Genomic DNA, 11660 nt, shown 5'->3' with positions numbered 1-11660 from the left:
CGAGTGAAACGCGGAATGCCTGCCCACGGCGTGGATGATGCCTTAACCGCCGCGGGCAATGGCCCGCGGCGGAAGCGACAGTTTCGCCGGACTGTCGTCAAACCAGCCCCGGCACGACGAACACCAGCCAGGCGACGATCGGGCCGATGATGGCGATTAGAGCGCTATAGACCAGCAACTGCTTGAGGACCTGCTCGCGGCGGTCATCCGGCGCATTGGCGACCACGAGCGCACCATTGGTGGAAAATGGGCTGGTATCGACGATCGTCGTCGAGATCGCGATGGCGGCGACGACGCCGATGGCGCTGACATGGCCCTGCATGAGGAACGGAACGGCCAGCGGGATGATGGCGCCGAGCAGCGCGGTCGAGGAGGCAAAGGCCGAAACGATGGCGCCGGTAAAGCAAAGCAGGAGCGCCACCAGCAGCGGCATGCCGAGGCTGGATATGCCGTTCGCCACGTAGTCGACCGTACCGGCCTTCTCCATGACGCCGACATAGGTGATGATGCCTGATATCAGCAGCACGGTCGACCAGCTGACCTTGTCGATTGCCGCCTTCTGGGTTTTCGGCGACAAGAGCGCGAGGGCGACGGCGACGGTCATGGCGACGAGGCCGACATTGAACTTGAAAACCAGCGCGCCGATGCCGAGCGCGATCAGGCCGACCAGCGTGGTCATTCGCTCATTGTTCAGACGCAGCGTCGCAGCAGTATCGGCCGCCGTGCCGTAGGCATGCTCCCGGATCGGTTTTGCCGGCGTGCCGCCGTGACCTCTGATCGACGCCGAAACGCCTTCGGGGTGCAGTTCAGGCAAGGGGCCAAGCGATGCTGCGGGCACTTGCTTCATGACCTTCGCGCCGCCGAAAACGAAGAAGACCAGCACCGCAATCGCAAGATTGAAGAAAAAGCTGGAGAGAAACAGGGACGTCGGCGCGAAAGGCAGGCCGGCCTTGGCAACGATCTGGTTGGTGATGCCGCCATAGATGCTGATCGGCGAAAAGCCGCCCGCTTGCGCGCCGTGGATCACCATCAGCCCCATCATGACCGGGTGGATGCGGTACTGGATGGCAAAGCTCAGCGCGACCGGCGCGAGAATGGCGACCGCAGCCGGTCCAAGCGCGCCGAAACCGGTAATGACGGCGGCGACGAGGAACATCACCCAGGGGATCAGGCCTATGCGTCCACGCACCAGCCGGACGGCGCATTCGACCAGCCAGTCGATGGTGCCGTTGATCTGCGCGATGGCGAAGAGATAGGTGACGGCGACGAGCGTCAAAAACAGATCGCTCGGAAAGCCGGCGAAAATATCGGTGGTCTTCATGCCGATGGTCATGGAGCCGAGCACGAAGGCGCCGGCGAAAGCGAGCGCGCCCATGTTGATCGGCTGGATCGTCGCAACGACGAACATGGCGACGAGCATGCCTATGGCCAGTATTTCAATACCCATGATTCCCCTCCCTCCGACGCCTCCAGCGCCGTGGTTGCTGTTTGCAAGATTGATGCGGATACCGACGCGCCCTCCTCCCAGAGGGCTGCCGTCTTACGTCCTGGTGTAAAGATCGGCGTATTGCTGCCGCAGGATGTTCTTCTGAACCTTGCCCATCGTGTTGCGCGGCAGGTCCTCGGCGAAGATGATGCGTTTGGGCTGTTTGTAGCGCGCCAGACGATCCTGGAGGGCGCTGACAATGGTCTTTTCATCCAGCACGGCGCCGGGCTTGCGCACCACGACGGCCGTGACGCCCTCTCCGAAATCCGGATGCGGCACGCCGATCACGGCGCTCTCGACCACACCGTCGATCTGGTCGATCTCGCTCTCGACCTCTTTCGGATAGATGTTGTAGCCACCCGAGATCACCAGGTCCTTGCCGCGGCCGACGATGTGGACATAGCCGTCGCGGTCGATCTTGCCGAGATCGCCGCTGATGAAGAACCCGTCGGCGGTGAATTCGGCCGCGGTTTTTTCCGGCATGCGCCAATAGCCCTTGAAGACGTTCGGCCCCTTGATCTCGATCATGCCGGTCTGTTCCGCCGGCAGCACTTGTCCCGTGGCGGGATCGGTGACGCGCACCGTCACACCAGGCAGCGGCAAGCCGACCGTGCCGGCGATGCGTTTGCCGTCATAGGGGTTGGAGGTATTCATATTGGTTTCCGTCATGCCGTAGCGCTCGAGAATCGCGTGACCGGTCCGGGCCTCGAACTCGGTATGGGTTTCTGCAAGCAGCGGCGCCGAGCCCGATATAAAGAGGCGGATGTTGGCTGCCGCCTCTTTGCCGAAGCGCGGGCTTTGCAGGAGGCGCACATAGAAGGTCGGCACACCCATCAGCATTGTTGCCTGCGGCATCAGGGAAACGACCTCGTCGGCGTCGAATTTCGACAGCAGGAACATCGAGGCGCCGGCGAGCAGCGTGACATTGGTGGCGACGAACAGCCCATGCGTATGGAAGATCGGCAGGGCATGGATCAGCCGGTCGCCGGCGGTGACGCGCCAATAGCCCCGCAAGGTCAGGGCGTTCGACAGCAGGTTGCCATGCGTGAGCATCGCCCCCTTGGAGCGTCCCGTCGTTCCCGAGGTGTAGAGGATCGCGGCCAGATCGTCGGCGGCGCGCGAGGCGTCGACAAAGTCGGCCGGCTCGTCGCGCGCAAGATCCAGCAACGAGCCGCTGCCATCGGCGTCGAGCGTTTCGACGATCGCGCCGTGACGCCTGGCGATCGTCTCGACGCCGTCGCGAGCGCCCGAGGCAACCACCACCAGACGCGGCTCGGCGTCGCCGATGAAGTAATCGAGTTCGGCCAGCGTATAGGCGGTGTTGAGCGGCAGGTAGACGGCGCCGCTGCGAACACAGGCGAGATAGAGGATCAATGCCTCGGCGCTTTTGTCCACCTGCACCGCAACCCGGTCGCCGGGGCGGATGCCGAGCGTATCCATCGCGCCGGCAATGCGGCCGGAAAGGGCGAAGGCCTCGTCATAGGTCCATGTGCGGGTGCCATCGATCCGGATGAACGGTGCGTTATCGGGTGCGGCGGCCCGCATGGCGTCGAAAAGATGGTTGCTCACTTTCGCCCTCCTCCAAGCGTGGAATTCATCAGCTGCGCGAATGCTCGAGAACCTTGCTGGCCATTGCCGCCACGGCGGCCTTCGTCGCTCTGGCTGAGCAGGCTTTTGACGGCGGGCGAGGCAATCACTTCGCCGCGTTGCGCTAAGGCCTCGTGGTTGGCCACGATGTCATCGAGCTTATAGAGGTAGTTGACCATCAGACCGTGCGCCTGCTGGAGCGCCTTGGGCGAGCGGTCGCCGAGAAAATTCACCCTTTCGAGCCGGGCGCCATTGCCGAGATGGAAGCGGGCGACGGGATCGACGGGGCGGCCTTCCGGCGTCCGTTCGGTCAGGAAATAGCGGGCCGCCAGCGGCAGCAACACACGCTCCACTTCGGCTGCGCTCTTCTCCTTGTCGGGCCAGTTCGGCTCGTCCAGCAAGCTCAGCGTTTCCAGGGTCGCTTTGGAGAGGAACCGGTCGCCGGTCGCGGCACGAATCTTGGCAAGCCAAGCGGCAAAACCCGGGACGGGCGACAGCGTGACGAAATTCTTCAGGCCCGGCAGCTCCCGGCGCAGGTCTTCCACCACCTGCTTGATCAGGAAATTGCCGAACGAGATGCCGCGCAAGCCATCCTGGCAGTTGGAGATCGAATAGAAGACCGCCGTCGTCGCCTCGTCGGCATTGATCTGCTCCCTCCCCTCGTCGAGCACATCCGCGATCGCCTTCGGCACCGATCGGGTGAGCGCCACCTCGACGAAGACCAGCGGCTCGTCGGCCAGCCGCGGGTGGAAAAAGGCAAAGCATCGACGGTCGGCCGGCGCCAGACGACGGCGCAGCTCCTCCCAGCCGGCAATCTCATGCACGGCCTCATATCGGATGATCTTTTCGAGGATATAGGCCGGCGTCGTCCAGTCGATCGGCCGCAGCGTCAGAAAGCCGCGATTGAACCAGGAACCGAACAGATGCGTGAAGTCGGCATCGAGCGCGTGATAGGCCTCGGACCGATCCTTGGAAGCAAGCAGCTGCTGACGCATGCGGACGAGCCTGGCGGTGCCGTTCGGCGCGTGATTCAACCGGCGCAGGAGCTCCTGGCGCCGCGGCTCCGCGGCCTGATGGAGCGCAATGGCCGCGGCGGAGCTTTTGTCGGTGCGGTAATTTTCCATTGCCTGATCGAGCCTCACCGTGTCCGGCCCGAACTTTTCGTGCAGCATATGGAAGAATGCCTGCGCGCCCTCGTCCTCGAGCGCGCCCCAGCGATCGAGAATCTCGGCGGCAAGGGCCATGCCGGATGCTTCACCGCGGCTCGACAACAGCATTTCACAGAGGGTCTCAAGATCGGCTTTGGCGGCGGCCTGCGTATTGCGCGAACCGGAAAACAGCAGCTGGCGTCCGTGATCCGTAATGCTTTGCAGCATGTCGGTGAAGAAAGACGCCTCAGGCATGCCATTCTCCTTCTGAAGGTCGGGCGCTGTTCACGCCGGTGGACACTGCTTCCCATCGCGGGGCTTCGTCTGTAGTATGTAAATTGTCACTCTTCGTACACGAAGTCAATGTTTGTGTATACAAGAATGACTCTCATGTATGAAGGATGCGAGAGAAATGTCCGAGAATGTCGGCCGGTGGCTCCGGGATGAGATTGAAAATGCGATACTTTCCTACGAGTTCGCCCCCGGCGAACGGCTGGATGAAACCGTGCTTGCCAATCGCTTCGGAGTCTCGCGGACGCCGGTGCGCGAGGCGCTGATGCAGCTTGATGCCATCGGCCTCATCGAAATCCGTCCGCGCCGCGGCGCCATCGTGATCGATCCAGGCCCGCACCGCATTTACGAGATGTTCGAGGTCATGGCCGAGCTCGAGGGCCTGGCCGGATCGCTCGCCGCCCGCCGGCTGGACAAGGCGTCACGCGAGGCGATCACCGCCACCCACAGCCGCTGCGAACAATCCGCCGCGGCCGGTGACAGCGATGCCTATTATTACGACAATGAGGAATTTCATAAGGCCATCTACGCCGCGAGCCGCAGCGATTTCCTGCAGGAGCAATGCGTGCAGCTGCATCGACGGCTGCGCCCCTATCGCCGTCTGCAGCTGCGCGTGCGCAACCGCCTGTCGACCTCCTTCTTAGAACATTGCGCCATCGTCGATGCGATCTTTACAGGAGACGGAGATGAAGCCCGCCGCCTGCTGCGAACCCATGTCGGCATTCAGGGAGAAAGGTTCAGCGATCTGGTCGCGAGCATGGCGACGAGATGACCGGAGGGCGTGACTGATCGCTGCACGATCCTTTGATTTGGCTCTGCCCGGATATCTAGCTCATCGCTTTCAGAGATCGGGGCTGGAGCAACTCCTGAGTCGGCTCACTTGCCGTCGACTTCTAGGATGACGCCTGAAAACGCCTGGGAAACCTCGTTTCCATCAGGAAAGCCTTCGGTCACGATCGTAAATCTGATCCAGCCCTTCCATCCTATAAGACCGGTGCGTTTCGGCGCGATCACCGCTACCACGATGTCCTCATTCGGAAAGACGTGAACGGCACGAACTCCGGGACCTGGCTCTGAGTGCAGCACTGCGAGTACCTTTCCGCCCCCCGCCTTGGCGCCTGCATAGATCGGAGAACCGTCACCTAGCGGTGCGACTGCGCTTATGAAGCGCGTACTGACGTAACCCTCGCCGTTGAAGAAAAGAGGACCTTGATAGGGACGAGGAGGCTCATCATCGCTCCACGCAGCGCTGACCGACATAAGTAACAGGGCAGTAGCGAGCATTGAACGTCACGTCACCGGACGGCTCCCCTCTAAGGTTGGCTGGAACAATTGACATGGACCTCAAGCTTTAGGCGTCCGCTGCCCGGGCAACATACTAATCCAAAAACCGATAGAGCCAGTCGCGCGTTTCCTCCGGCAGCGAGGCCGGCTGCTGGTCCTCGCTGCTGCGGGCCTGCCAGATGATTTCCACCTCGGCGGCGCGCTCCTCGCCGGTGTCGATCGAAACGAGGAAGCCGATGGAGCGCACGCCGATCTTGTCGACGGCGGCGGTAAAAAGGGCCGGCTCGTCGTAATGCAGCGGCCGATGGAGAACGCAGGTAATCTTGCTGGCGTTGTAGATCGGTTCGTCCTCGACCTCGGGCCGAGCCGACCAGAAGCTGGCAATGACGGATTCGGCATAGGAAATATAGGAGGCCAGGAACATCCGACCGTTCATATCGACATCGCGAAACGGCACATGTATTTCCGTCACACCCGGGCGTTTCGACTGACTCATCAACAACTCTGCCTGCAAAATTCCCCGTTAACGACAGTAGCACGGGGTTTTTTGAAGTAAACGGCTGAGATGACAGGAATTTATAACGCCGCCGCCAGCGAGATGGTGCGGCGGGAGCGCTTGTTGAAATCGTCCTGCGATGCCCCATCTGCTGTGGAACATGACACAAGCGGCCGATAGAGTGTCTCCATGAGCACCCGTCTTTATGAACACCCGATCTTCCTGGAACATGTGACGCCTTCCGGCCATCCGGAGCGATCGGACCGGATCCGCGCCATCAATGTCGCGCTGGAACATCCGAATTTCGAGCGGCTGCAGCGCCGGCAAGCGCCGCAGGCGAGCGAGGATGCGGTGCTGCTGGCGCATCCGGAAGAGCATCTGATGGCCGTCATGCGGGAGATCCCCGAGGAGGAAGATCGGATCAACCAGCTGGAAGCCGATACCTATGCCAGCGTCAAAAGCCTGCAGGCGGCGCTGACCGGGATCGGCGGCGCGATGGCGGCGGTGGACGACGTCTTTTCCGGCGCCGCCGACAATGTCTTCGTCGCCGCCCGCCCGCCCGGGCACCATGCCGAGAAGACGACGGCGATGGGCTTCTGCTTCTTCAACAATGCGGCGATCGCCGCCCGCCACGCGCAGAAAAGGCATGGCGCCGAACGTGTCGCCATCGTCGACTGGGACGTCCACCATGGCAACGGCACTCAGGACATCTTCTGGGACGATGCTTCCGTGCTGTTCTGCTCGACGCATCAGATGCCGCTTTATCCCGGCAGCGGCGCCAAGGAGGAGAAGGGCAAGCACAATACCATCGTCAACGCGCCGCTTTCGCCGAATGTCGGCAGCGACCATTTCCGCGAGGCGTTCAAATCGCGCGTGCTGCCGGCGCTCGACGATTTCCGGCCGGACCTCATCATCATCTCCGCCGGCTTCGACGCGCATCACCGCGATCCGCTGGCGCAGATCAACCTGACGGGCGAAGATTTCGACTGGGCCACCGGCCGCGTCCTGGAACTGGCCGACCGGCACGCCAAGAACCGGGTCGTCAGCCTGCTCGAAGGCGGCTATGATCTTGAAGGTCTGGCCGAATCGGCGGGCATGCATATTCTGCGAATGATGAAGGGTTGAGAATGACTGAAAGCGCCAAGCCTGAGGTATCGGGCCTTTCCTTCGAAAAGGCGGTCGCCGAACTCGAAAGCATCGTCGCCCGGCTGGAACGCGGCGACGTGGCGCTGGATGAATCCATCGAGATCTATGAGCGCGGCGAAGCGCTGAAGAAACATTGCGAGACGCTGCTTTCGGCCGCCGAAAACCGCATCGAGAAGATCCGGCTCGACCGCGCCGGCAAGCCGCAGGGCGTCGAGCCGCTGGACGGCGCCTGAGCGGATCGAAGGCGCTTGGCGATCGGCTTACGGCCGATCTATGATCCCCTCCAGAACCATGAGGGGACAGACAAATGACGGATAGATTGAAGGGCAAGGTCGCCATCATCTCGGGCGGCGCCACCGGCATGGGCGGTGCCGCCTCGAAGCTGTTTGCGGCCGAAGGCGCGCGTGTCGCGATCATCGACCGCAACGGCGAAGCGGCTGATGAGACCGTGAAGCAGATCCGTGATGCCGGCGGCGAGGCCAATTGCTGGACGGCCGATGTTTCCGACGAAGCCGCCGTCAATGCCGCCGTCGCCGGCGTCGAGGAACGCTACGGCGCGGTGACCGTGCTGTTCAATCATGCCGGCACCATCGTCATCAAACCCTTCCTCGAAACGACGCTTCAGGAATGGGACTGGCTGCACGCGGTCAATGTGCGCTCGATGTTCCTGATGACCAAGGCCGTGCTGCCGAAGATGATTACCGCGGGCGGTGGATCGATCGTCTGCACCTCGTCGATCTCGGCGGTCGCGGCGACGCCGATGGAAGTGCTTTACGACACGACCAAGGGCGCGGTGCACATGTTTGCCCGGGCGATTGCGGTGGAATTCCGCGACCGCAACATCCGCTGCAACGCCGTCTGCCCCGGCTTCATCCGCACGCCGCACGGGTTGCGCGAGGTGGCCGACCTGCAGGCGCTCGGCGTCGATGTCTCGGATGCCGCCATCGCCGCCCAGCAGGGGCGGATCGGCGAGCCGGAGGATGTGGCGCGCGCCGCCCTTTATCTCGCCAGCGACGAGTCGAACTTCGTCAACGGCGCCCACCTCTTCGTCGACAACGGCTTCACCGCGATCTGAACGGATGCCCGACGAGACGCGTTCCATTGGCGCGCGGACTTCCAGGCACTATCTCTCGCGGATATCTTGAGATCGGAGATCCCCATGTCCTTCTTTCCCGGTAAAGATCCGCTGCCCGGCGATGCCTTCGCCTGTGATGCGATCGAGAACCTGATCATTCCGCGCAGCAGCGATATCGGCGGCTTCCAGGTGCGGCGCGCCCTGCCGACGCGGCAGCGGCGGCTGGTCGGGCCGTTCATCTTCTTCGACCGCATGGGGCCGGCGATCCTGAAACCGAACGAGGCGCTCGACGTGAAGCCGCATCCGCATATCGGCCTGTCGACGGTCACCTATCTCTTCGACGGCGAGATCCGCCACCGCGACAGCCTCGGCACCGAAAAGGTCATCCGCCCCGGCGATATCAACCTGATGACCGCCGGCCGCGGCATCGTCCATTCCGAGCGCACGCCCGACAATCTGCGCGGCCACCCGCTGCTGATGTCGGGATTGCAGACCTGGCTGGCGCTGCCCGACGACAAGGAGGAGATCGATCCCTCCTTCGCCCATACGGAAAAGACCGACATGCCGCTGATCGAAACGTCAGGCGTACGCGGGCGGGTCGTCATCGGCTCGTTCGAAGGCATGACATCGCCGGTCGGCACTTTCTCCGACACGCTCTATGTCGATCTCAACCTGCAGCCCGGCGTGCGTTTTCCCTTCGGCGCCGGCCACGAGGAACGCGCCGTCTATGTGCTCTCAGGCGAGGTCGTCATCTCGGGCGATCGTTTCGCCGCCGATCAGCTGCTGGTCTTCCGGCCGGGCGATCCGATCACGCTCGAAGCCGGCAGCGACGGCTGTCACCTGATGCTGTTCGGCGGCGCGGCGCTGAACTCGAAACGTTATATCTGGTGGAATTTCGTCTCCTCCTCGAAGGAACGGATCGAAAAGGCCAAGGAGGAATGGCGCACCGGCCGCTTCGACATCGTTCCCGGCGACGAAGAGGAATTCGTGCCGTTGCCGGAAGGCTGACGGCACTCAAACCCATCGCAAAGATGGCTTCCGGTTAGCCTGCCGCGAAATAGCGCATCAGCGCCCCCTTGGTACGGTTGACGTAGCGGTCCTGCCAGCTGTCATCGACGTTGAGAAAGCCCGACCAGCCCTTCTTGCCCTGGCGCTTCAATTCCGCCTCGACGGCGCGGAAGCGATAGTGGTCATAGACATCGAGGATATGGACGGCATAGGCCTCGGCCAGCGCCCGGTCGCCTTTGACGATCAGCATGTTCTCGTCATTGGCGTAGGAGGCCTTGAAGCCGAGATTGTGGCTGCCGAGCACGACGACGCAGTCGTCCGACAGGGGATCGATCACCAGCACCTTGTCATGGATGATGGCGCCGACCTTCTTGGCCGTCAGCTCCTCGGCGCCGAAATCGGCCAGCAGCTGGCGGTCATCGATGCGCGAGGCCCGGACGATCGAGACATTGGCCTCGTCGAACGTATGCGGCGACACGGCCGCGGTATCGTCGTCCTCATCGTCGGGATCGTTCTTCTTGCCGGCGACGTAATTGGGCATGGCCTGCGGGCTGGAAACGGCGCCGGTGACGATCAGCTTCTGATCCTTGAGGCCGATATCGATCGCCTCGCCGACGATGCAATCCCTGCCCGACTGACCGGGATAGAAGGCCAGAAACAGCACCGCGTGCTCGGCACGGCGCATCAGGCGGTAGACCTCGCGAAGATCGGGCGGCGTCTCCTTGCCCTTTCTGCGGTTCTGCATGTTCGGCGAGAACCACGTTTCGACCGAAGCGCCGTTCGCGGTCGGGACGAGAGACGGTGTCTCGTTGGAACGCCGGAACGCCTTGCTCTGCTGATTGTCGGGCATGCCGTCATCGAATTCGACCGGCACTTCCAGCGTCGCATTGTCTGCCAGCATCCGCTCCCAATAGGCGACATAGGCGGCGGCAACCGCATCGTTGCGGACGATCAGGGCGTTGTTGGATTGGCCGGCAAGCCCCGTGGCCGTCCAGTTGGTGCTGCCGGTGAAGACGCTGCGCGTTCCATCGGGCGCTATATGCACGACGAATTTGTTGTGGCCGATCTGGCCCGAATTGTTGAACATCCGGTGGTGAATCTCGACGCCGGCGTCGATCAGCGCCTTGCGTGCGTGGGCATTGCGCACATCCCACTCGTCTCCGACCTTTCCCGTATTGGCGAGAATGATGCGCAGCTTGTCCTTGTTGGCAAGCAGCAGGTCGAGCAGCTCCTTATCCTCGAGCTCGTAGAGGGCGACCAGGAAGCGTCCGGGCGCATTCATGAAATCCCTGAGCATCGGAATGACATCGCCGGCCAGATATTTGCGGATGCCGTTCGCCGGATTGGAAATCATGTCGATCAGCTCGTTCGGCTGCTTCACACCGTCTTCCAGCAGGACGTTTCTGAGCCACTGGGCGGCGAGGATGCCGTTGGTGAAGGTCGATTCGAACTGGCCGCGCTTGCGCGTCACATGGACCGGGTTGGAGGCGACGGCCGGCCCGAGATAACCGAGCGGCCGCGGCGGACCTTCATAGGCCTTGACGGCGATTTTCTCGAAGGTGCCGTCAGCCTTCTTGATCGGCCTGCCGTTGTCGTCCCGCTTGTTGATCTCGACAAGCGCAGGCGTCGGATCCGGGGCCGCCGCCATGCCCGGCTTCAGATCGCCGAGCGGGCGGATCTCGTAGCGCACCCGCACCTCGTCCGGCCGCCGCCGCATTTCGTTGCGCCGCTTGCGCAGCGTGAGATCGCGCCAGGACAGTTTCTGCACCGGCCAGAGCGAGGTCGTCTGCGGCAGCCAATGCGGATTGCGCTGCCCCTTGAAGGCGACCCAGGCGGCGCAGGTCACGCGATCCTCGCTGCCATCGGACTTTTTCGCCACGTTTCCCTGCTCGTCGAGATAGACGCGCACGACCTCAAAGCCGAGGCATCCGTCGATCTTGGCGTCGATATCCCAGGCAACATAGGCGACCTCGTTGTTCACATAAGCATGCGCTGCAACAATCGTTCCCATGACCTGATCCCCCAGTCGGTGCGGCAACATTGCTACCATTCCGTGTCATATTCAAGCCGCTCGCCGCCCCTTTCAGCGTTCGACTGGCGAGGCGGAAAATCGGGGCGGCACCGGGCCAAAATCAGGCG

11 protein-coding genes are annotated in these 11660 nt (G+C 62.6%); 5 read left to right on the top strand and 6 right to left on the bottom strand.

What is annotated here, in order from left to right; genetic code table 11:
• Nucleotides 1-97: 97 nt before the first annotated feature.
• The 3 genes from CO655_RS02875 to CO655_RS02865 all read right to left on the bottom strand — a co-directional run bounded on the left by CO655_RS02875 (nt 98) and on the right by CO655_RS02865 (nt 4476).
• A complete protein-coding gene (locus CO655_RS02875) occupies nt 98-1447 on the bottom strand; it encodes an SLC13 family permease (protein ID WP_097605461.1) in 1350 nt (449 codons plus the stop codon).
• A 93-nt stretch (nt 1448-1540) separates the two neighbouring features.
• Entirely contained in the window at nt 1541-3055 is a 1515-nt protein-coding gene (locus tag CO655_RS02870) for a malonyl-CoA synthase (protein ID WP_097663720.1), read from the bottom strand.
• Entirely contained in the window at nt 3052-4476 is a 1425-nt protein-coding gene (locus CO655_RS02865; RefSeq protein ID WP_097663719.1) for a malonyl-CoA decarboxylase, read from the bottom strand. The genes CO655_RS02870 and CO655_RS02865 overlap by 4 nt, the downstream gene beginning before the upstream one ends.
• A gap of 157 nt (nt 4477-4633) precedes the next feature.
• Here CO655_RS02865 and CO655_RS02860 point away from each other — a divergent pair, with 157 nt between their 5' ends.
• On the top strand, nt 4634-5284 hold the full coding sequence (locus CO655_RS02860) for a GntR family transcriptional regulator (protein WP_097663859.1): 651 nt from the start codon (nt 4634-4636) through the stop codon (nt 5282-5284).
• A gap of 104 nt (nt 5285-5388) precedes the next feature.
• On the opposite strand, the gene CO655_RS02855 is transcribed toward CO655_RS02860, so the two are convergent.
• Together CO655_RS02855 and CO655_RS02850 are read right to left on the bottom strand one after the other, a co-directional pair.
• Nucleotides 5389-5796 (bottom strand): hypothetical protein, encoded by a 408-nt coding sequence (locus tag CO655_RS02855; protein ID WP_097663718.1) that lies wholly within the window; start codon nt 5794-5796, stop codon nt 5389-5391.
• 94 nt (nt 5797-5890) lie between these two features.
• The gene (locus tag CO655_RS02850) at nt 5891-6292 is read right to left on the bottom strand and encodes a thioesterase family protein (RefSeq protein WP_097605465.1); all 402 of its coding nucleotides are present in this window, start codon (nt 6290-6292) and stop codon (nt 5891-5893) included.
• 189 nt (nt 6293-6481) lie between these two features.
• Between CO655_RS02850 and CO655_RS02845 the strand changes: the two genes are divergently transcribed.
• The 4 genes from CO655_RS02845 (at nt 6482) to CO655_RS02830 (ending at nt 9521) form a co-directional block, all read left to right on the top strand.
• On the top strand, nt 6482-7417 hold the full coding sequence (locus CO655_RS02845) for a histone deacetylase family protein (RefSeq protein ID WP_097663717.1): 936 nt from the start codon (nt 6482-6484) through the stop codon (nt 7415-7417).
• 2 nt (nt 7418-7419) lie between these two features.
• Nucleotides 7420-7671, top strand: a complete 252-nt coding sequence (locus tag CO655_RS02840; protein WP_097605467.1) for an exodeoxyribonuclease VII small subunit — start codon at nt 7420-7422, stop codon at nt 7669-7671.
• 74 nt (nt 7672-7745) lie between these two features.
• Nucleotides 7746-8513: an SDR family oxidoreductase gene (locus CO655_RS02835; protein ID WP_097663716.1), complete on the top strand. Its 768-nt coding sequence runs from the start codon at nt 7746-7748 to the stop codon at nt 8511-8513.
• Nucleotides 8514-8597: 84 nt separating this feature from the next.
• Nucleotides 8598-9521, top strand: a complete 924-nt coding sequence (locus tag CO655_RS02830) for a pirin family protein (protein ID WP_097663715.1) — start codon at nt 8598-8600, stop codon at nt 9519-9521.
• A 34-nt stretch (nt 9522-9555) separates the two neighbouring features.
• On the opposite strand, the gene CO655_RS02825 is transcribed toward CO655_RS02830, so the two are convergent.
• Complete coding sequence (locus CO655_RS02825; RefSeq protein WP_097663714.1) at nt 9556-11532, bottom strand: phospholipase D-like domain-containing protein; 1977 nt, start codon at nt 11530-11532, stop codon at nt 9556-9558.
• Nucleotides 11533-11660: the final 128 nt, after the last annotated feature.

The organism is Rhizobium sp. M1 (assembly GCF_002531805.1).
Taxonomy (GTDB): domain Bacteria; phylum Pseudomonadota; class Alphaproteobacteria; order Rhizobiales; family Rhizobiaceae; genus Rhizobium; species Rhizobium etli_C.
This window is presented reverse-complemented; position numbering and strand designations above follow the sequence as displayed.

Bases quoted from the DNA above. Each gene is read 5' to 3' on its own strand.
- CO655_RS02875 (WP_097605461.1), bottom strand. From the start codon at position 1,447: ATGGGTATTGAAATACTGGCCATAGGCATGCTCGTCGCCATGTTCGTC.
- CO655_RS02865 (WP_097663719.1), bottom strand. From the start codon at position 4,476: ATGCCTGAGGCGTCTTTCTTCACCGACATGCTGCAAAGCATTACGGAT.
- CO655_RS02860 (WP_097663859.1), top strand. From the start codon at position 4,634: ATGTCCGAGAATGTCGGCCGGTGGCTCCGGGATGAGATTGAAAATGCG.
- CO655_RS02855 (WP_097663718.1), bottom strand. From the start codon at position 5,796: ATGCTCGCTACTGCCCTGTTACTTATGTCGGTCAGCGCTGCGTGGAGC.
- CO655_RS02850 (WP_097605465.1), bottom strand. From the start codon at position 6,292: ATGAGTCAGTCGAAACGCCCGGGTGTGACGGAAATACATGTGCCGTTT.
- CO655_RS02845 (WP_097663717.1), top strand. From the start codon at position 6,482: ATGAGCACCCGTCTTTATGAACACCCGATCTTCCTGGAACATGTGACG.
- CO655_RS02840 (WP_097605467.1), top strand. From the start codon at position 7,420: ATGACTGAAAGCGCCAAGCCTGAGGTATCGGGCCTTTCCTTCGAAAAG.
- CO655_RS02835 (WP_097663716.1), top strand. From the start codon at position 7,746: ATGACGGATAGATTGAAGGGCAAGGTCGCCATCATCTCGGGCGGCGCC.
- CO655_RS02830 (WP_097663715.1), top strand. From the start codon at position 8,598: ATGTCCTTCTTTCCCGGTAAAGATCCGCTGCCCGGCGATGCCTTCGCC.
- CO655_RS02825 (WP_097663714.1), bottom strand. From the start codon at position 11,532: ATGGGAACGATTGTTGCAGCGCATGCTTATGTGAACAACGAGGTCGCC.